This window comes from Fusibacter sp. 3D3 (assembly GCF_001748365.1).
Classification (GTDB): domain Bacteria; phylum Bacillota; class Clostridia; order Peptostreptococcales; family Acidaminobacteraceae; genus Fusibacter_A.
The window spans coordinates 1-19,527 of record NZ_BDHH01000033.1 but is presented as its reverse complement, the minus strand read 5'-3'; the positions used below and the strand labels follow the sequence as shown (position 1 = coordinate 19,527).

Sequence of the window (19,527 nt, the reverse complement as noted above, 5' to 3'; positions counted from 1 at the left end):
TAATTCTGCATGAGAAGGTCCTCTTGCGTATAGATTAAAGCTGTGATCAATCATAGATCAATTTTTGAATGGTCAAATTATGTGTTTCAAGTAAATCGATATAACCGTCAGCGCCACCATTGAGTTTTCCATTTTTAAAAGTTCTAACAATGGGACGAAGGGGGTGCGCTGGATGATTTTTGAGTATAACAGCTTTTAAGCCATTTGAGAGCAAGACATATGAACCCGCGGGGTATAATATAATACATCTGCAAAATGTACCTGCAAGATCAAAATCAAAGAGTGTTCCCGCAGAGCCCATAATGTATTCGACAACTTCATGATGGGGATGTGCAAGTCGATAATCTCGGTCAGATGTCATGGCATCGTAAACATCGGCAAGCATTACAATTTTGGCATGTGGATGAATTTCAGATCCCATCAAACCACTAGGGTATCCAGACCCGTTTAAACGCTCATGATGTTGTCTGAATGTGCATATATTTCCTTAGGCATATTTTTATAGCCAATATTGATGAGCATGGAGGCAATGGCAATATTCCTCAAATCATTCATGTTGAGACCTATTTTTGCCCCTAACATAATAGCCAAAACAGCGGTATTAATAGCGTGTTCGTATAAATAATAGCTTTCGGATTTGATGTCCATAATGGAAATGGTCAAATCTTGAGATCCCAATATTTCATCGATGAGACTTTCCGATACTTGATCGAGTGTGTCGATTAAGGCTTGCCCAGAATCTCCAAAGACAAGTTGTTGTTTTTGTTTGGAAATACTCGAAAAAAACGTGTCCACACATTCTTTAACGTCGTAAACTGCTTTTTTCCGAATGGCGGGATTTATAATGTCCTTAATTTCTTCTTCAAGCAAATCTTCTTCATCAGGATTTTTAACATATAGAGATTTAAAGCCCAATGCCTTGATACGCTTGATGCTCGTAGAATTCATAATCGCATTTTTTCGCAATAGTATTTGATTGGATATGTTGACAATGTTCTCTGCTAGAACTTCATTTTCTTTTAAATACTCAATTGGTTTAAATCGCATTTATAGTCATCTCCTTTAAAATATAATTATAATTCAAGAAACAATTGCAGTCAAATCTTGTGTAATAGTATGGTATGAATCTTGTGTACTTGACAAGGTTCATTTTTTTATATAAATTATAGTTAGTATTCTAACTATAAAAAGGAGCAAATATGTCAAAACTACATCTCATGTCCAAAATGGGCATCGTCTATCTAAACTGGACAAGAAAACTTCAAAAGGACCTCGTGCCTTTTAAGATTACACTTAAGCAGCAGTTTGTTTTAAGAGCGTTAATGAAAAAGGAGTACCTCTTACCTTCTCATATTGCGGATATGCTCTATTGCGATCGCCCCACAGCAAGTGTTATTATCAAGAACATGGAAAAAAACAAGTGGATTGTTAAAGAAAAGGACCCCGAAAATGGGAAGCAGTATTTTATCAAGATCACTGAATTAGGGGCACAGAAGTTTAATGACCTTAGAGGTGCGTCTGGACCCGAAGCGATGGTTAGACACGATCCTTTGAATTGTTTAAGTGAGAAAGAAAGAGAGACCCTAGATGTGTTGTTGACAAAAGTCATGCGAAATTTATAGTTTTTTCAGAGTTCAAATTATATTAGGAGGGTTATTATGTGGTTTAAATGGAAAGATATTAGAGTCAATTATGAAATTATTGGAGAAGGTAAACCTTTTTTGATGATTCATGGCTATACACCAGATCACAGATTGATGGTGGGGTGTATGGAACCTGTTTTTGAGTCTGCAAGTCACTATAAGAGAATTTATGTTGATTTACCTGGGATGGGGTTATCCGAGAGGGGTGAGGCTATTAAAAATTCCGATGACATGCTTGAAGTTTTAAAATCGTTTATACAAGATACAATTGGAAATGAACCTTTTTTAGTTGCTGGGGAGTCCTATGGCGGGTATTTAACACGTGGTTTAATTCACAGCATGTCAGATCAAATTGAGGGGGCGCTTTTTATATGTCCATTGATCAAAGCGTATAAAAGAGAAGTGCCTCCTAAAGAAATCCTCTTAAAAAATCCAGCGTTATTGGATCAATTATCAGATCAAGAAAGAGAAATGTACGAGTCTATAGCAGTGGTTCAAGATGAACAAACATGGCAACATTTTAAAACCTATGTCATTCCGGGGTTGTTAAAGGCCGATATGGTTTTTTTAGAGCGTTTTAGGAATGAAGGATATGGGTTCACCTTTGATGAAGCATTGGCTTACGATGTATTTAAAAAACCAGCACTTTTTTTAAATGGCAGACAAGATACGAGTGTGGGTTATAAAGACGCTTGGGGCATTATGGATCAGTATCCTAGAGGCACTTATGTGGCACTTGACAGGGCTGGGCATAGTCTTGAGGCAGAACAATCCATTTTGTTTAAAGCGCTTGTGAAAGAATGGCTTTTCAGATGCGAGGAAGCCACAGACAACCTTTGAACCTTCTTCTGGTGAATATGAAATAAAAAATAATTATACTTTTGATTTTTGGGTAGAAACTGTAAATATGAATCAAAGTTTGATTACAGTTATTGGAGGTCGTGATGAATAAGGAAAAAAGCGCAATCGTCTATTATTCTTGGACTGGAAATACTAAAATCGTGGCGGAAGTATTTAGTGACTTACTGGACATTCCAATTGACCCGATTATTGAAAAAAAAATTAGAGTGAGTGGTAATATCCCATTAGCTGCATTGAGCGCAATGCTGGGTCTAAGAAGTACAATAGAGCCTTTAATGATTGATCTAAATGCTGTCACAAATCTATTTGTTGCGGGTCAAGTATGGGCAGGACATTCAACGCCAGCGATTAATAGCTTTATTCATCGTACTGACTTTAGTGGTAAAAAGGTTTGGCTGATCATCACAGGTGCTGATGAAAACAGACCTGAAAAAGTGATTCAGAAGCTAAAAAGCAAAATAATCAATAAAGGTGGAGAAGTTGTTGGTATTTACACCTTAAAAACGCGTGCTTTAATTGGCAATAAGGATATTGTCACGCATGAAGAAGTAAGAGAGCCCATTAAAGATTGGTTAGAGCAAAGTAATCTGTTATAAAAATAATCTGTTATTCAAATGATGGGGGAGGTGTCGTGTCGTTACAATGAAAAGATTAAATAGGAATATAGAAGAAGTATCTCTAAACGCATTTCCTGCAGAGTTTGTTGAATTGTACGATGGCTGGGTTATTAGAAGGTCACCCAATTATCCCAGTAGACGTATTAATTCCGTCAATTTATTGACGATGCCAAGCGATGAGACTCTAACGTATAAAATAGAACATTGTGAGACTTTTTTTAAAAAGCGCTATTCGGAACTATCAATACTGGTATCGCGTTAAATCCTTTTGAAAGATCAAAAAATCGTAAAATAGTTCTAATGAATACAATTTATTGTGTTGAATTAGGGCTATTTTTTGTTGCTTTTCACCAATAAGTCACGTTGAAATGATGGTTCTAGAAAGGGTTTTGTGTTAATATAGTCTTTGTGGGAGGTGTAATATGATTAAAATTAAAAATTGGGTGAGCCCAAAAACCATAGATGAAGCTTATCAGATTGCAAATGAGAAAATTAATAATCGTGTTTTAGGCGGTGGTGCATTTTTAAGATTAGCGCATGATTTAACCATTGATACAGCAGTTGATTTGTCACTTCTAGGTTTAGATCAAATCAGTGAGACAGAGCGGTATTTCGAAATTGGGGCAATGACAACCCTTAGACAGCTTGAAACAAGTCAACCTTTAAATAATGCTTTTGAAAATATATTTAAGAAATCTTTAGAAAACATCGTAGGGGTCCAGCTTCGTCATATCGCCACAATTGGGGGGACTGTATTTGCAAGGTATGGGTTTTCAGATCTTATAACCGCTTTGATGGTGCTTGAAACTTCACTGGTATTTCATGAAAGGGGCGAAGTCTCGCTGGTTGAGTATCTAGAAATGCCACGTGCGCATAAACGTGATAAAAAAGACATTTTGATTCAAATTAGAGTGATGAAGCAACCTATAAAATGCAGTTTTCAAATGCTTAGAAATTCAAGTAGTGATTTTGCAATCCTCAATGCAGCTGTTAGCAAAGTGGACAGGCACTATAAGATCGCAATAGGGTCAAGACCCGGTGTGGCTTGTTATGCACTGGAAGCGATGACGGTTATAAATGATACAGCAAGTATAAATCAAGATGATTTAGAAAGATTAAAGCTCATGCGATCAGCTGTATCTGGTAACCTCGTATTTGGAACAAATCGCTTTGGCAGTCAATCTTATAGAAAAGCCATGAGTGAAGTGCTTGTTAAGCGCGCTTTTATGGAGGTAAATCATGAAAATTAGAGTGACATTAAATCGTGAGATCAAAGAAATTGAAATCAGTCCAGATGATTATTTGTCAGAAGTTTTAAGGGCTAATGGCTGTAAAAGTGTCAAGCGAGGTTGTGATAAAAGCACTTGTGGAGCGTGTACGGTTTTAGTCGATGACAAACCCGTATTGTCATGCACCTATTTGGCAGCCAGAGTTGATGGAAAGACCATCACCACGCTTGAGGGAGAACAAGAAGAAGCTGTAAAGCTAGGGCAATTGATCGTGGCAGAAGGCGGGGATCAATGTGGATATTGCACGCCTTCCCTTGCACTCACAACGATTGCCATGAAACGTGAACTCATAAGTCCAACAGAGGCTGAAATTGTACACTACATCACAGGTAATCTTTGCAGATGCAGTGGTTATGTGGCGCAACTCAAAGGGATTAAGAAATATATGGGGGTGGAATAATGAAGATCGTTAATTCTGCCGCACCTAAAAAAGATGGCATGAAACTTGTGACGGGGGCACCCGTTTACACAGATGACTTAGCCCCTAAAGAGGCCTTGGTGATTAAGCTTTTAAGAAGTGAACACCACTTTGCAAGAATTAAGAATATCGATACCTCTAGAGCTGAAAAAGTCCCCGGTGTAGCCTGCGTGTTGACGCATAAAGATGTTCCCAATAAAAGGTTTACAAGGGCTGGTCAAACTTATCCAGAACCTTCCCCACAAGATTGGAAGATGCTTGATGAAATCGTCCGGTATAAAGGGGATGAGGTGGCGATCATTGCAGCTACAACTGAGGCGATAGCGCTTAAGGCGATGAAACTCATCAAAGTGGACTATGAAGTGTTAGAGCCAGTATTAGATTATAAGACAGCCATGGCACATGCCAGCATCGTTCATCCAGAACCAGATGCTTTTACGCATTTTGAATTTGGTTTTAAGCCTGAAAAAAATATCGCGTCAGCTTATTATGTTGAAGTGGGTGATTATGAAAAGGGCTTCGAGGAAAGTGATGTCATTTTGACGAGAAATTATGAAACCCAAGCCACGCATCCAGCCATGATGGAACCTGTAGCCACTTATACCTATCTGGATCATACCGGTAGACTTGTGGTGGTATCCTCGACTCAGATTCCCTTCCATGTGAGACGTATGGTTGCGAGCGCCATGGATTTACCCATGAGCCAAGTGAGAGTGATCAAGCCGAGAATTGGCGGTGGATTTGGGTGTAAACAGACATCAGCCTCAGAATTTTTCCCAGCGATGGTAACCCTTAAGACAGGTAAACCCGCTAAGATTTTTTATACAAGGAAAGAGATTTTTCTGGGTACCACAAGAAGGCATCCTTTTTACTTTGAAGTCAAAATTGGTGCTACGAAAGCGGGTATTGTAAAAGCATTTGATGTTAAAGCGATCTCAGATACTGGCGCATACGGTGAGCACGCGGGGACTGTTATGAGTGCCTGCGCAGAAAAGATTATGGCCTATTATAAAACAGAGGGCTATCGGTTCGATGGAAAAGCAGTTTACACCAATCATGTATCTTCTGGGGCATATAGAGGCTATGGAAAGACACAAGGCGGGTTTGCGATTGAATCCATCATGAATGAATTGGCACATGAACTTGGCATGGATCCAACAGAATTAAGGGAAAAGAATATTATTCACCCCGGAGATCATTTAAGACTTGGGACAAGTCATGTGTATGATGAAGAGGTCACAAGACAAGATACTTGTGAACTCGAATACTGCCTCAAAAGAGGTCGAGAAATGATCGATTGGTATTCTAAATATCCGTCCGTTAAAGTGAGTGATACTAAAGTGAGAGGCGTGGGCATGGCGCTTGCCATTCAAGGTTCTGGCGTTCTCAATATAGATTCTGGGAGTGCCACTATAAAATTAAACAGTGATGGGTTCTTCACACTTTTAATCAGTGCAACCGATATGGGGACGGGTTGTGACACAATCTTAGCTCAGATGGCTGCAGAAAGTCTACAAGTTCCCCTTGATCAGGTTAATGTCTATTCAGCAGATACCGATGTGACACCCTATGATGATGGTTCTTATGCTTCTAGTTCAACTTACGTGACTGGAACGGCAGTGAGAAAAGCCTCCGAAAAAATGATTGAGACTTTAAAAAGTGAAGTGGCATTGATCCTGTCGGTACCGATAGAAAAAGTGGTCTACCATGAGGGCGTATTTAGCGTAGATGATTCGACCTTAACTCTAGAAGCATTGGGTTATAAGCTCAACCGCAAGCAGATCGTCGTCACAGATAGTCATGTATGCGATAAAGAGGCGCCGCCTTATAAGGCGGGTTTTGTTGAAGTTGAAATTGATTTAGAGACGGGCAAGATAGATGTGCTGGATTTTGTTGGCGTGATTGATTGCGGAACCCCTATTAATACCAATCTTGCAACAGTGCAGGCACAAGGTGGTATGCTTCAAGGGATTGGCATGGCTCTCTATGAAGAATCAGAATATGCAAATAGTGGAGACGAGAAAAATGCCAGCTTTTTAACCTATAAATTGCCTTCGAGAAAAGATGCCCTGATTACTCGGGTGGAATTTGCACCAAGTTATGAACCAACAGGACCCTATGGGGCAAAATCAATAGGAGAGATTGTCATTAATACGGCGTCACCAGCGATTATGGATGCGATTTTCAATGCAACTGGTATACGTGTGAGAAATTTGCCAATAACACCTTCCAAGTTTTATGAACTTCTGAAGCAAACGGAGTGAGCATAAGTGTACGCGTATGACGGAAAAATCTGTATAAATAATTGTAAAGCATAAAATTAAGCAGTAAATTAATTAGAATTAAATGCATAGGGTTGACAGACCTTTGATCAAGTTGTATTCTTTACTAAAACTATTGAAATTAAGCCATTGTATGTCTATGCGATAAGTATGAGCATGCACGCCTGACAGGCGATATCAGTCAAACTCTATTTGTTTAATGTAAACACTCTTATCTCATGATGGATAAGAGTGTTTTAAAATAGTGAAGGTACAATGGTCAATATTAGGAGGAACCACATGGCATTCGAATTAGTAAATAAAGTATTGTCACCAGATGAAATCAGAAATTTGCTTCCTGTCCCAAATCACTTAGCAAAAATTAAAGCAAAGCGTGATGTAGAAATTAAGTCTATTTTCACGGGTGAGGATAAACGCTTTATTTTGATTATTGGACCTTGTTCGGCTCATGATCAGGATGCAGTCTTGAGTTATGTCACCAAACTCGCAGAAATTCAAGAAAAGGTTAAAGATAAAATTTTGATCATCCCTAGGGTATATACGAATAAACCAAGAACCACAGGTGAAGGGTATAAAGGCATGATGCATCAGCCTGATCCCAATGAAACGCCTAATGTTACAGCTGGGATCAAAGCAATACGCAACATGCAACTCAAAGTGCTAGAGAATACACATTTATCTTCGGCAGATGAAATGTTATATCCGAATAACCTCGGTTATGTGGAAGATCTTTTAGGGTATATTGCAATAGGGGCAAGGTCAGTTGAGAATCAACAACATCGATTGACTGTAAGCGGTGTGGATGGCGCAGTAGGATTAAAAAATCCAACAAGTGGTGACATTGGCGTTATGCTAAATTCTATAAAAGCTGCTCAAATTCCACATGAATTTATTCATGAGGGGCATGAAGTGAAGACTTCAGGGAATCCTTTAGCGCATGCAATCCTAAGAGGCGCTGTTAATCAATACGGTAGAAATATTCCTAATTATCATTATGAAGATTTAAGGTATGTTTCTAAAAAATATGAAGAACGCGGTCTTGCAAATCAAGCTGTAATTGTGGATTGTAGCCATGCGAATTCTATGAAACACTATAAGGAACAACCGAGAATTGCACATGAAGTGATCCGAAATATGAAGCACTCTGAAAGTATCTGCAAAATTATAAAAGGTCTTATGATCGAAAGCTATTTAGTGGAAGGTACTCAACCTGTGACGGGCACTACTTTTGGTCAATCGATAACAGATGGATGCCTTGGATGGGATCAGTCGGAGAGATTGATTTTTGAAATTGCAGATCAGCTTTAATCCTCTAGAAAGAGGAGTTTATCTAGTGGAAATTCAATGAAGAGCACTTCTTTTATTTGTGCTCTTTTTTCATGCGGCACATCAAGCTGGATATGATAATCTTCTGGACCATGAGGGGGCTGATTAAATTTCACATAAAGAGTTGATTGTGTGGGCATCTCCACAATATCTGAAATCCAGCCTTTAATCTGATTCGGTGAAGTAGGATTTTCTGATGGATCCACACATTTCAGGTGATGATTGCGGATGCCAAGAGTGGAGCAGTTTGTAGAGGTAAGTGGTATTGCTTCACCCATCGGTAACGCTATGCCCCAATCCTTACAAAATAGTGTGTTTGATGCGGTTGATTCAAATTTAGAGAAATTCTTACAACCTGTGATTTTGGCAGATTCCAGAGTTAAAGGATTATTGAATAAAGTACTCTTATGACTGATGTTGTCAATTCGGCCGTGTTTGATAACCGCAATATCATCGCAAAGATAATAGGCTTCATCCATCTGATGCGTTACATAGAGTGTTTTGACCTTAAAAAGATCAAGGTATTGTGCCATTTCCTTTATCATTTCTTTTCTTAGGTGTTCATCCAGCGCTGAAAAAGGTTCATCTAATAAAAGCATATCTGGATTGGTTGCAAGAGCACGTGCAAGTGCTACGCGTTGTTGTTGACCACCAGAAATTTGAGACGGATACTTATACTCAAGACCATTCAGGTGAAGTTTCGAAATAAGGTTGATGAGATTTGTCGCTTGATCATCACGTTTGTGGTGTAATCCAAAGGCGATGTTTTCTTTTACCGTCAAATGCGGAAAGAGTGCATAATTTTGAAAGACATAGCCAATTTTACGGTCCCTTGGTTTTAGATTGATGCGAGAGGTGCTATTGAAAAAAGTCTTCCCATTGATTTCGATATGGCCTTCATCGGGTTTTATAAGTCCAGCAATACATTTGAGCAACATGCTCTTACCTGAACCTGAAGCGCCTAATATACCAAGGATGGACGCTTCTGTGTGAAGTGATAAATCGAGGTGAAACCCTTGTAATTTTTTTTGGATATCGATTTGAATGCTCAAAGAGTTACCTCCTAGTGCCAAGTTTTTTAGTAAATTGATATTGGTTCCAATAATTCATGGAGACCAGTGTAACCAGTGAGATTGAGAAGATGATCATAACCCATATAAAGGCTAAATTCATATCGCCACTTTGAGTTGCAAAATAGATGGCTACTGGAATGGTTTGGGTTTTACCTGGAATACTGCCAGCAACCATCAGTGTGGCGCCAAATTCGCCGAGAGATCTCGAAAAAGATAATGCCGTTGCGGCGGCAATACCAGGCCATGCAAGCGGCATGGAGACTTTCGAGAAGACGGTCCATTCAGAGACGCCCAAAGTTCGAGCGGCGTCCGCTATGTTTGGATCAAGCTGTTCAAAAGCAGAAAGAGCCGTTTTATACATCAGTGGCAGTGAAACCACCACGGATGCAATGACCGCTGCATACCACGAAAATATAATTTTAACATCAAATAGATCAAGAAACTTACCTATAGGGCCATTTTTCCCGATAAGGAGCAAGATCATAAATCCAGCAACCGTAGGGGGCAACACAAGGGGCAATGTAATAATCCCGTCAATGAGTGCTTTGAATTTGCCTTTATATTGCCACATGCACCATGATAACGAAAGGCCGATGACAAATGTGATGGCAGTTGAAACACAGGTGACTTTTAATGAAATCAATGCTGGGGTAAAATCAAATGACATTGCAGTGCCTCCATACGATTAATAGTAGATGATCTTATCCTTTATTGTGCAGATAAAAAGCCGTATTTTATAAAAATAGCCATGGTATCTTCTTCACTCAAAAAGTTTAAGAAATGAGTTGCTTCATCAGGCTGTTTACTCTCTTTTATAACGACAGCAGGATATAGGATCGCTTTATGTGAATCTGTTGGTGCGGCAGAAAGCACTTTTACATTTTTAGAATTAACAGCATCAGTTGAATAAACAATGCCAAAATCCACATTATCAGTTTCTACCCATGTGAGGACTTCCTTTACATCTTTTGCGAAAACGGCTTTGGTATAGACGTCATCTTTAATGCCCAGTGTGGTCAAAATCTCTGCTCCATATTGACCTGCAGGGACACTTGAAGGTTCTCCAATTCCTATTTTATCATAGTCTGCGCTTCCTAGGGCTTCAAATTTCAAATCTGCAAGCGGTGAATTAACATTTGTGACAAGAACGATTTCATTTTTAAGCAGATCAATAAGTGTATCCTCTAGAATTAAGCCTTTATCTTTTAAGAGATTTGTGTATTTAGGAGAAGCCGATAAGAAGACGTCTACTTCTGCACCTTGTTCAATTTGCTGCTCTAAGCTGCCTGAACTGGCGAAATTCAACAAGAGTTTTTTGCCTGGATACTGTGTTTCATAAAGTGATTTTATCTCAGTTAAAGCTTCGTTTAAACTCGCGGCTGCAGAAACTGTAAGTGTTACTGATTCAGGCGTGTTCTTTAAATCTGAAGTGGGTTCAGCAGACGTGTCATTTGCAGCGGTTGCTTTTGATTGACATCCGCTGAGTATCCATAAAGTAACTAACATGAGTGTGATCAAAGTGCGAAATGATACTTTTGATGAAGGGGTCATAATCTTTTTCATAAATACCTCCGAGTTAATAGAATGATGCGCAAAAAAACATAAATTACCATTAGTTGTGTTTTGTTCTGTATTGTTCATTGTTAGCTAATATCATTGTCTTTCATTATAAAGTTTTATATAATGAAAAGCAATACGAGAACTGTTGATTTAATATTGCGACGGGAGCGCTTGTCCATTAATAAACTGTCGATGAATAAAAGGGGAGGTAAAAATGAATTCTGATATCTTATATACACCAGAAGAGATTGCCAGTATTCTTAAACTCAAAAAGAATACGATTTATGAGATTATTAAACGTGGTGAACTGGAAGCACACCGCATTGGGAAAAGTCTTAGAATTTCTCAATCACAATTTGACTATTATCTGCTCAAAGTCAAAGGGTCTGAAAACATTTATACAGGTGAAGTTATCATCGAAAATCAAGAAACTGTTGTTTTGGTGGATCAGATAAAAATTCATGTGACAACAGCACACGAGGGCGTTGTGAAAATAGCCATAAAACCAGAAGATGTGATTTTGAGCATGGGCACATTTAAGTGTAGTGCACGGAATCAACTGGAAGGAAAAGTACTTGAAATTATAGAAGGTGATTTAAGTGTCAAAATCATATTGGATATTGGCATCCAGCTTGTGGCAGAAATCACAAAGACCTCTCTTAAAGCGCTTGAGATTAAAAAAGGGTCAACCCTCTTTGCAGTCTTTAAATCGGTGGCGGTAAAAGTATATAAATAAGAGGCCATTCATTATTTCAAAAATGTCTATGTTAGAATGACATATTTTTTGGTATATATAATTAGAGAACAATAAAGGAGGTACATGATGAAGTTAAAAAGAGAGGCCTATGAAAAAGAACTTTCAAGGCTACAAGTAGAACTCGTCAAATTACAGGAATGGGTTGTTCATAAGGGCTTAAAGGTCGTGGTGATCTTTGAAGGACGAGATGCAGCAGGAAAAGGAGGGGCTATAAAACGGATCACTGAAAGTTTGAATCCTAGAACTTGTAGAGTGGTTGCATTGCCCAAACCCACCGAAAAAGAAAGCACTCAGTGGTACTTTCAGAGGTACATTGCTCATTTGCCAAGTGCAGGCGAAATGGTGCTCTTTGATAGAAGCTGGTACAACAGAGCGGGTGTAGAGCGCGTAATGGAATTTTGTTCAGATGAAGAATATTGGGAATTTTTAAAGTCAGTGCCAGAATTTGAAAATCAATTGATCAGATCGGGCATTATTTTAATCAAGTATTGGTTTTCTGTCAGCGATGATGAACAAGAAGCGCGTTTTCAAGCGCGGCTTAACGATCCAACTAAACAATGGAAATTGAGTGATATGGACTTAGAAGCGCGATCTAAATGGGTTGAATACTCAAAGGCAAAAGACATCATGTTCCAGTATACGGATACGGAATCCTCGCCTTGGCATGTGATTGATTCTGATATTAAGAGAAATGCTAGGATCAATTGTATCTCTCATTTGTTATCCCTGATTCCGTATCAAGAAGTTGAGCATAAAAAACTTGAGTTGCCAAATAGACAGGAGAATACGGGCTACATAAGACCGCCGATTGATTCTCAAACCTATATTCCCGATGTTGCAAGTGAGCTTGCAACATCAAAAAAAGAAAAAGATGCGTATAAAGAAAAAAGAAATGAAGCAAATGATGAAGCAAATGATGAAGCTGAAGCCTTTGGAAAAGACTCTAAAAGAAATCGACCTACCAAAAAAGATCGAAAACGCAAAAAGAAACATTAATCCCTTCCTTATTCCCAAAGTTGACTTATCCATGTATAATGAGGAGAAATCAAAAGAAGGAATAGAGGCATGAAAGAGACTCATAAAAAAGGTTATTATTTAGGAAATCTTTACCCAATCGTCGTACGGGTTGACGCGTGTACAATAAAAAATAGTATAGAGTTTGATGGCGATCAATTTATAGTGAAGACATCACCAGAAGCAGATTTTGATCTTGAATTGTTGCTTAAGCAGTTTTATATAAGAGCGCTTAATAAGTTACTTGATAAAAGATTAAAGCATTACCAAGCATTGATGAAAGTTAAGTACAAGTGTTTTTCGATTGAGACACATCCTCAAAGGTGGGGAAGTTGTAGCAGTACAAAGCAACTTACTTTTCATTGGCAACTTGCAATGTTTCAGCTTAAGGCCATTGACTATGTCATAGTACATGAACTTTGCCATACGGTTCATCTCAATCACGATAGATCGTTTTGGAGATTAGTCGGTAAATATTGCCCAGACTATAAGCAGATTATGCCGATGCTTGGCACCGAAAAAACCAGAACATAATTGAATGACAAGGATAAAGAAGGGACTGTCAAAGAAATAGGCAGTTCTTTTTTATTTGTACTGTTATGAAAAGACAATACAAGTTATAATAAAGTAATGAATAAAATGTAATATATAATAAGAGGAGGCTTTTTATGAATCAGTTAACGCCAATTAAAAGATTAGTGACAAAAAAGGATTTTGAATACATAGTGATGGGGGGGGCCCTTTTCGGAAGTGGCGGTGGTGGCCCTGTTGCTGCAGGCATGCAAATTATACAAGACATTTTATCTTATAATAAGCCAGTGGAGATCATTCAAGTGAAGGACCTTGCTGAAGAACGCAATCAAAGTGGTGCAGTTGTGGCATTTATGGGCTCTCCTTCTGCAGGTGCTGGGGGCATAGACCTTGAAACACCGACCAATGCTTTTAATGCACTTTGCAATTTTAAACCATTGACATATGCAATGCTGATTGAACTTGGTGGTGGCAACAGTGTAGTGCCAATGTCTGTGGCTGTTAGAAAAAACATACCTATAGTAGATGGCGATGGTGCAGGGCGGGCAGTGCCGAAAATTCAAAATACCACTTATGCTCAAGTGATTTCACCTTCTCCAGCGGCATTATCCAACGGCAAACAGTCAGGACTTCCAACGGTTGACAATATTATCTTGCTTAAAGATTTAGAACCAGACGAAATGGCTGATGCCCTTGAAGCCTATTGTCTCGAAATTTTATCCATGCCTACATTTGGACAAATGGGTGGACTTGCAACTTATATGATGGATTCTAACGATTTGCCAAATGCAATTATTTCGGGCACATTGACACTGTCCTATTATGCTGGAAAGGCAATCGTAGATGCGCTTGATAGCAAAGTAGATCCAGTGCCAAGAGTGGTTGAACTACTAACGGACCAAGGGAAAGCATGCTACACTTTTGGCATCGCCCAAATCACACAAATTATTAAACCAACGGATGCAGATGCGGATTTGGATCTTGGAAAAGTGATCTTAGAAGACAGTAAAGGCAACACTATGATTTTGGATTATGAAAATGAAAATTTGTTTGCGACTTTAAATGGGGAGATATGGGCAATGGCACCAGATTCTATCTGCTATATCGGAAATCAAGGTGCAATGAGCAATGTTGAAATACAAGTAGGAGACCAAGTGACCATTCTTGGCATCTCGGCGGATGCAAAAATGCGCGTAAAGAGTATCGTAAATAGTTTTATGCATGAATTAAAAGTGTTAAATGTTTATGATGGGGCATATATTACCATAGAAGTACTACACAAGTCCTAGTGAATAAATAAAAAAGCTTGGATCTATGGGAGGAGAAGTTAATCTATGGGGGAAAAATTGCGTTTTCGGATTCTGATGACAATACTGCCAGTAACGGTCATTTTGCTTATAACGAGTTCGCTTTATCATTATAATATCATGAAGCGCAATATGTTAGAGTATTATGATGAGACCAGACAAAACGTTGAAGCTCATATTTTAGATATCGTTAATCTAATTGATTCAGGCTATAGAATGCTTGAAATTAGATTGGAATCTGATCTACAAGAGAAAGCACAAGCTTTTTTAGAGCTTTATACAGATGCTGACGGCAATTTAGACCTTGTGGATGTAAATCAACTCAAATTAGAACAGGGCAGTGCGTATGATTTTATGGTGATTGATTTGAACACAGTCATCATAAAATCTACGATTGAGGAAGCGCTAAAATTCAATTTCACAGATTTTGATCCCAGTTTAGGTGTGAAAATTAATGCCATTCGAAACGGGGATGAAATATGGTTTGAACAAGTTAGGACCAATGTGGGGACAGGGAAACTCAGCAAATTTGCCTATATGCCCACAAGAGATCAGAATTATCTGCTGGAGGTCGCGTATAGTGTAGATGGATTCGATGCCGTTACGGAAGAATTACGCCCCAACAGTATCATCAAGAAAATGACTGAGATATCACCTATGATTGTGGATATTAAGATGTTTGATGCCTATGGCTATCAAATTGTGGATAGTGGTTTCAATTATGAACCCACAGAAGAGAGTCTTGAAATTGTAAGAAGGGCAAAACTTGAAAAAAATTACGAAAGCATTGGCACCGATAAGCTCAGAAAAAAATACCTCTATATTGATCTCAATCAAAATAGGGAACGTACAATGGCAGATACAGATCGCGTCATTGAAATTATTTATGATGAGAAACTCTTAGAAGCACAATTGACAGAGCTCTGGCAGACGACTGTATTAGGAATCCTAATCGTATTGATTTTTCTAATCTTGAGTATTTTCTATTTTAGTAGAAAGTTGACAAAACCAATTGAAGCGTTAAAAGCTGTTTCAAAGCAGATCACAGCAGGCAACTATGATGTAAAAGTAGATATTGATTCTAACGATGAGGTAGGTGAGCTTGCCAAATCGTTTAACATAATGGTACAGGAAATTAATCGCAGCTTTTTTAAAATCGAAAATCAAAAGCTTGCCCTAGAAGATTACAATAGAAATCTAGAAAACATGGTGAGCCAAAGAACCACTGAATTAATAGAGCGCAACCTAGAACTTGAATCTAAAAATCATGAACTTGAAATCGCTTGGATTAAAGCAAATGAAGCAACAGAATCCAAAAGTAGTTTTTTAGCGATGATCAGCCATGAGATTAGGACACCGATCAATGGCATAATCGGCATGGCATACTTGATGCTTAAGACCAAACTAAACGTAAAACAAAGTGATTATACACATAAAATCAGAAGCTTGGCAGAAAATTTACTTGAAATAATCAATGATGTACTAGATGTATCAAAGCTTGAGGCAGGTAAGTTAAGCTTGGAACACATGCCCTTTAAACTTGAAGAAGTCTTTGAAATGCTGTCAAATCAACTGGGATATAAATGTGCTGAAAAAGGTTTGACGCTCATCATTAAGAACGATGTCAATATGCCTGCTATCTTAATTGGGGATTCACTAAGAGTTAGACAAGTCTTATCCAATTTGGTCAACAACGCGATCAAATTCACTGAAAAGGGCAAAGTAATTGTTTCCGCAAGTATTTTAGAATTAAAGGAGACACAGATTCGGGTCCAATTCGAAATAAAAGATACTGGCATTGGTATTGCGCCGCAAAAAATAGAGAAACTCTTTGTGCCCTTCCAGCAAGCAGATGCCACAATCACGAGAAAATACGGGGGTACGGGGCTTGGTTTATCGATTTGCAAGCGATTTGTGGAATTGATGTCTGGAGAGATTTGGGTTGAAAGTGAAATCAATCAAGGCAGTTTATTTTATTTTACAGCCTTATTTGATTTAGAGCATAATAATAATGAAAATACTGCTGACCCTGAATCGACTAGAGACTTTAATCGCGTGGGGAGTAATGTCACAAAGCGTATTGATACCGATGCAGAAATTCGTATTTTACTGGTGGAAGATAATCTGATTAATCAACAAATTGTCAGAGAGCTTTTAGAACATCCCTTATTTTATGTGGATACTGCAATAAACGGTATTACCGCTATAAATGCGATCTCTCAGTATGACTATGACCTAGTGCTTATGGACATTCAAATGCCTGATTTAGACGGTTTAGAAGCGACGAAAAGAATTAGAGCTCTTAAATCAAAAGAGAATTTGCCCATTATAGCAATGACGGCTCATGCTATGGAGGCAGATCGCATTAAATGTCTTGAAGTTGGCATGAACGATTATATGAGTAAGCCCATAATGGAAACCGCATTTTTCAATATAATAATGAAATGGATCCCTAAAAAATTAGAGATTGTTGAAGTTGAAACAGAACTCTACTGTGAGCGAAATGAAATATCCAGCAAGCTTCTCAGTTTTCAAACAAAAGCGCCCATTGCAGCACTACATGGGAACTGGAATTTATATCTAAAGCTTTTAAAAGACTTTTATAATAGATATCAGGATGTTGAAGCTGAACTGATATCCTCAATTGATGAAGGTGAGTTCAGTGAGGTGAAAGGGATCATTCATGGGATTAGAGGAACCTCTGGAAATTTAGGGGCGATGGATTTATTCATTGTATCTCAATCGCTTGAAAACGACCTCAACAAAGGCAGTTTGGATAAAAATAGTAACAGTTTAAAAGCGTTTTCAGAAGAATTCAAGAGGGTAATTTCTGACATTGTGAATTTAGAAAATACCTTAAGTGAGGGTCCTGATGAAGCTCATGAGCACATAAGTATTTTAGAGAACAATTTAGAGTTGGATGCCTTGCTGGAAATCGTCAAGAAGCGTTTAAAAGAAGGCAGTTCCGAAACAGAATTGTATATACCCTCACTTAGAAATGCCATGAATCATAAACCTTGGATGCATCTGGGTGAAATCTTAATCGATCAAATTGAGAATTATGATTTTTATGAAGCATTAAGAACGGTAGATGAAATTGAATCGGAACTCAATGGTCGTTGAGTGTTAAAATTTGCTTTTGACACTCTAACCGATGATAAAAATTAGGAGTACATCAATGGCTAAAGCAGATAAGAAAACCATATTGATAATAGAAGATGAGACGATTAATCTAAATATATTAGTGGAAATATTGAGAGATGAGTATACTTTAATACTCGAAAAAAATGGCACACGTGCTATTGAACGTGCCGAAAATCAAATACCAGACCTTATATTGCTGGACATCATGCTTCCGGATTTAGATGGCTATAGTATTATCACAGCGTTTAAGAACAATGATCTGACAAAAGAAATCCCAGTTATCTTTATATCTTCACTTAATGAGGTCAAAGATGAAGAGAAGGGCCTGATGCTTGGCGCTGTGGATTATATCGTGAAACCTTATAACGCTTCCATCATAAAGGCAAGAGTGCGAACGCATATGAAACTGGTCACACAAAGAAAGTTACTAGAACGCATCGCTATGCTGGATGGCTTAACTGAAATTCCAAATCGAAGAAGTTTTTCAGAAAGATTTGCTCAGGAGTGGAATCGCGGTGTAAGACACAACAAGCCCTTATCTCTCATTATCGCCGATGTGGATTATTTTAAACAGTATAATGATTACTATGGGCACGGTACAGGCGATGTGGCGCTCAAGTCCATTGCAAATGTATTTGTAAATGTGCTCGGGCGTTCGGCTGATTTCGCAGCGAGAATAGGTGGTGAAGAATTTGCTATTTTATTGCCAGAAACCACTTGGAAAGGTGGTTTTGAGGTTGCAGAGAAAGTGAGAATGGCTGTGGAAGAACTCCATATTATGCATGAATGTTCTCCTGTCAAGAAGGTGCTCACAGTGAGTCTTGGGGGCATAACACTAATTCCAAATGCGTTAGGGTGTCATGTTTCGATGTTTGAAATGGCAGATCAACAACTGTATGAAGCAAAAGCGTGTGGCAAAAATATGACGAAATGGCATAAAAGTAAGGTGGATTAATTTCTAATTTGAACACTTGCAGAATATAGAATAAAAATGTATTTTTGTAAATTTGCAGGGTACTTCTTCAAAATTGCCTAGCAAAACCGTAGGAATTGTGATATAATCCCGTTTTCGACAGTTTGAAAATAAAAAGAGGTTACAAATGGCTTTAAATGGCTGTTTGTGACCTCTTTATTAGTGTTGACTTTGTTGTACGGAAATCTTATCCTAAAATTTTTTTAATTTTTTTGTTGAGTTCTTTTGGTTGATAATACTTTTTATTCAGTTCTAAATCAAATACAGTGTTTAACGCCGTGCAAACTTGAGAGCATGTGTAGGTTGACATATAACACATATCTTCGATATTTGCTATTTCCATATTTTTTAGAGTTTCAACAATGTTTTCAACAGAAAAATGAGTTTGATTCAAGTCTAGTTTCTTTTCTAGCAAGCGATAGATTAGAAGAGCTGTGTAGCATATCATAAAATGCGCGATGATTCTTTCTTTGTTCTGATGAAACACAGGACGGGCTGAAAAGTTTGTTTTCATAACGCGGAAACAGTCTTCGATTTTGTATCGTTTAGAACTGATTTCAATAATATCTTTTGCAGAATCATCAAGATTAGTAGCTATTGCGTAATAACCATCGTATTTTTCTTCTGCCTCAATGGCATCTTGGTCAAGCGCATAACGATCAATAACTTTGTCGCCCATTTTGGAAGAAGACGTTCTTTTGATAAATCGATTAACATCATTAGGTCCCTTTT

Annotated in this window: 19 protein-coding genes and 1 pseudogene; 14 read left to right on the top strand and 6 right to left on the bottom strand. The window is 38.2% G+C overall.

The window, feature by feature from the left end:
• Positions 1–46 precede the first annotated feature (46 nt).
• Together F3D3_RS22315 and F3D3_RS22310 are read right to left on the bottom strand one after the other, a co-directional pair.
• Positions 47–421, bottom strand: a complete 375-nt coding sequence (locus F3D3_RS22315; protein ID WP_069876651.1) for an HD-GYP domain-containing protein — start codon at positions 419–421, stop codon at positions 47–49.
• 26 nt (positions 422–447) lie between these two features.
• Positions 448–1,047, bottom strand: coding sequence for a hypothetical protein (locus F3D3_RS22310; RefSeq protein WP_069876650.1), 600 nt, complete (start codon positions 1,045–1,047; stop codon positions 448–450).
• A gap of 152 nt (positions 1,048–1,199) precedes the next feature.
• Between F3D3_RS22310 and F3D3_RS22305 the strand changes: the two genes are divergently transcribed.
• The 8 genes from F3D3_RS22305 to F3D3_RS22275 all read left to right on the top strand — a co-directional run bounded on the left by F3D3_RS22305 (position 1,200) and on the right by F3D3_RS22275 (position 8,418).
• The gene (locus tag F3D3_RS22305; protein ID WP_069876649.1) at positions 1,200–1,622 is read left to right on the top strand and encodes a MarR family winged helix-turn-helix transcriptional regulator; all 423 of its coding nucleotides are present in this window, start codon (positions 1,200–1,202) and stop codon (positions 1,620–1,622) included.
• 36 nt (positions 1,623–1,658) lie between these two features.
• Positions 1,659–2,483 (top strand): alpha/beta fold hydrolase, encoded by an 825-nt coding sequence (locus F3D3_RS22300; RefSeq protein ID WP_069876648.1) that lies wholly within the window; start codon positions 1,659–1,661, stop codon positions 2,481–2,483.
• Between the two features lie 104 nt (positions 2,484–2,587).
• Complete coding sequence (locus F3D3_RS22295; protein ID WP_069876647.1) at positions 2,588–3,100, top strand: flavodoxin family protein; 513 nt, start codon at positions 2,588–2,590, stop codon at positions 3,098–3,100.
• A gap of 46 nt (positions 3,101–3,146) precedes the next feature.
• Positions 3,147–3,383, top strand: a complete 237-nt coding sequence (locus F3D3_RS23860) for a hypothetical protein (protein ID WP_139132184.1) — start codon at positions 3,147–3,149, stop codon at positions 3,381–3,383.
• 160 nt (positions 3,384–3,543) lie between these two features.
• Positions 3,544–4,371, top strand: a complete 828-nt coding sequence (locus F3D3_RS22290; RefSeq protein WP_069876646.1) for an FAD binding domain-containing protein — start codon at positions 3,544–3,546, stop codon at positions 4,369–4,371.
• Positions 4,361–4,810 (top strand): (2Fe-2S)-binding protein, encoded by a 450-nt coding sequence (locus F3D3_RS22285; RefSeq protein ID WP_069876645.1) that lies wholly within the window; start codon positions 4,361–4,363, stop codon positions 4,808–4,810. The genes F3D3_RS22290 and F3D3_RS22285 overlap by 11 nt, the downstream gene beginning before the upstream one ends.
• Complete coding sequence (locus F3D3_RS22280) at positions 4,810–7,092, top strand: xanthine dehydrogenase family protein molybdopterin-binding subunit (RefSeq protein WP_069876644.1); 2,283 nt, start codon at positions 4,810–4,812, stop codon at positions 7,090–7,092. The genes F3D3_RS22285 and F3D3_RS22280 overlap by 1 nt, the downstream gene beginning before the upstream one ends.
• 297 nt (positions 7,093–7,389) lie before the next feature.
• Positions 7,390–8,418, top strand: coding sequence for a 3-deoxy-7-phosphoheptulonate synthase (locus tag F3D3_RS22275; RefSeq protein WP_069876643.1), 1,029 nt, complete (start codon positions 7,390–7,392; stop codon positions 8,416–8,418).
• Here the strand turns inward: F3D3_RS22275 and F3D3_RS22270 are convergent.
• Genes F3D3_RS22270 through modA form a run of 3 tightly spaced genes read right to left on the bottom strand, consistent with a single transcriptional unit; the run spans position 8,415 to position 11,072 of the window.
• On the bottom strand, positions 8,415–9,488 hold the full coding sequence (locus tag F3D3_RS22270; RefSeq protein ID WP_069876642.1) for a sulfate/molybdate ABC transporter ATP-binding protein: 1,074 nt from the start codon (positions 9,486–9,488) through the stop codon (positions 8,415–8,417). The two genes, F3D3_RS22275 and F3D3_RS22270, sit on opposite strands and share 4 nt — an antisense overlap.
• A 4-nt stretch (positions 9,489–9,492) precedes the next feature.
• Positions 9,493–10,176, bottom strand: coding sequence for a molybdate ABC transporter permease subunit (gene modB, locus F3D3_RS22265; protein WP_069876641.1), 684 nt, complete (start codon positions 10,174–10,176; stop codon positions 9,493–9,495).
• Between the two features lie 41 nt (positions 10,177–10,217).
• Positions 10,218–11,072 (bottom strand): molybdate ABC transporter substrate-binding protein, encoded by an 855-nt coding sequence (gene modA, locus F3D3_RS22260; RefSeq protein ID WP_242877190.1) that lies wholly within the window; start codon positions 11,070–11,072, stop codon positions 10,218–10,220.
• 211 nt (positions 11,073–11,283) lie between these two features.
• Here modA and F3D3_RS22255 point away from each other — a divergent pair, with 211 nt between their 5' ends.
• The 6 genes from F3D3_RS22255 to F3D3_RS22230 all read left to right on the top strand — a co-directional run bounded on the left by F3D3_RS22255 (position 11,284) and on the right by F3D3_RS22230 (position 18,777).
• Positions 11,284–11,805 (top strand): helix-turn-helix domain-containing protein, encoded by a 522-nt coding sequence (locus tag F3D3_RS22255; protein WP_069876640.1) that lies wholly within the window; start codon positions 11,284–11,286, stop codon positions 11,803–11,805.
• Positions 11,806–11,892: 87 nt separating this feature from the next.
• Positions 11,893–12,822: a polyphosphate kinase 2 gene (ppk2, locus tag F3D3_RS22250; protein WP_207645408.1), complete on the top strand. Its 930-nt coding sequence runs from the start codon at positions 11,893–11,895 to the stop codon at positions 12,820–12,822.
• Between the two features lie 69 nt (positions 12,823–12,891).
• Positions 12,892–13,374, top strand: coding sequence for a M48 family metallopeptidase (locus tag F3D3_RS22245; protein WP_069876639.1), 483 nt, complete (start codon positions 12,892–12,894; stop codon positions 13,372–13,374).
• Between the two features lie 134 nt (positions 13,375–13,508).
• The gene (locus F3D3_RS22240; protein WP_069876638.1) at positions 13,509–14,660 is read left to right on the top strand and encodes a DUF917 domain-containing protein; all 1,152 of its coding nucleotides are present in this window, start codon (positions 13,509–13,511) and stop codon (positions 14,658–14,660) included.
• A gap of 45 nt (positions 14,661–14,705) precedes the next feature.
• Entirely contained in the window at positions 14,706–17,801 is a 3,096-nt protein-coding gene (locus tag F3D3_RS22235) for an ATP-binding protein (protein ID WP_069876637.1), read from the top strand.
• Positions 17,802–17,856: 55 nt separating this feature from the next.
• On the top strand, positions 17,857–18,777 hold the full coding sequence (locus tag F3D3_RS22230; RefSeq protein WP_069876636.1) for a diguanylate cyclase: 921 nt from the start codon (positions 17,857–17,859) through the stop codon (positions 18,775–18,777).
• 205 nt (positions 18,778–18,982) lie between these two features.
• On the opposite strand, the pseudogene F3D3_RS22225 reads toward F3D3_RS22230, so the two are convergent.
• Positions 18,983–19,527 (bottom strand): annotated as a pseudogene (locus F3D3_RS22225) (transposase); the annotation flags it as partial.

Bases quoted from the DNA above. Each gene is read 5' to 3' on its own strand.
- F3D3_RS22240 (WP_069876638.1), top strand. From the start codon at position 13,509: ATGAATCAGTTAACGCCAATTAAAAGATTAGTGACAAAAAAGGATTTT.
- F3D3_RS22310 (WP_069876650.1), bottom strand. From the start codon at position 1,047: ATGCGATTTAAACCAATTGAGTATTTAAAAGAAAATGAAGTTCTAGCA.
- F3D3_RS22295 (WP_069876647.1), top strand. From the start codon at position 2,588: ATGAATAAGGAAAAAAGCGCAATCGTCTATTATTCTTGGACTGGAAAT.
- F3D3_RS22300 (WP_069876648.1), top strand. From the start codon at position 1,659: ATGTGGTTTAAATGGAAAGATATTAGAGTCAATTATGAAATTATTGGA.
- modA (WP_242877190.1), bottom strand. From the start codon at position 11,072: ATGAAAAAGATTATGACCCCTTCATCAAAAGTATCATTTCGCACTTTG.
- F3D3_RS22315 (WP_069876651.1), bottom strand. From the start codon at position 421: ATGGGATCTGAAATTCATCCACATGCCAAAATTGTAATGCTTGCCGAT.
- F3D3_RS22230 (WP_069876636.1), top strand. From the start codon at position 17,857: ATGGCTAAAGCAGATAAGAAAACCATATTGATAATAGAAGATGAGACG.
- F3D3_RS22285 (WP_069876645.1), top strand. From the start codon at position 4,361: ATGAAAATTAGAGTGACATTAAATCGTGAGATCAAAGAAATTGAAATC.
- F3D3_RS22275 (WP_069876643.1), top strand. From the start codon at position 7,390: ATGGCATTCGAATTAGTAAATAAAGTATTGTCACCAGATGAAATCAGA.
- F3D3_RS22280 (WP_069876644.1), top strand. From the start codon at position 4,810: ATGAAGATCGTTAATTCTGCCGCACCTAAAAAAGATGGCATGAAACTT.
- F3D3_RS22255 (WP_069876640.1), top strand. From the start codon at position 11,284: ATGAATTCTGATATCTTATATACACCAGAAGAGATTGCCAGTATTCTT.
- F3D3_RS22235 (WP_069876637.1), top strand. From the start codon at position 14,706: ATGGGGGAAAAATTGCGTTTTCGGATTCTGATGACAATACTGCCAGTA.
- modB (WP_069876641.1), bottom strand. From the start codon at position 10,176: ATGTCATTTGATTTTACCCCAGCATTGATTTCATTAAAAGTCACCTGT.
- F3D3_RS22305 (WP_069876649.1), top strand. From the start codon at position 1,200: ATGTCAAAACTACATCTCATGTCCAAAATGGGCATCGTCTATCTAAAC.
- F3D3_RS23860 (WP_139132184.1), top strand. From the start codon at position 3,147: ATGAAAAGATTAAATAGGAATATAGAAGAAGTATCTCTAAACGCATTT.
- ppk2 (WP_207645408.1), top strand. From the start codon at position 11,893: ATGAAGTTAAAAAGAGAGGCCTATGAAAAAGAACTTTCAAGGCTACAA.
- F3D3_RS22245 (WP_069876639.1), top strand. From the start codon at position 12,892: ATGAAAGAGACTCATAAAAAAGGTTATTATTTAGGAAATCTTTACCCA.
- F3D3_RS22290 (WP_069876646.1), top strand. From the start codon at position 3,544: ATGATTAAAATTAAAAATTGGGTGAGCCCAAAAACCATAGATGAAGCT.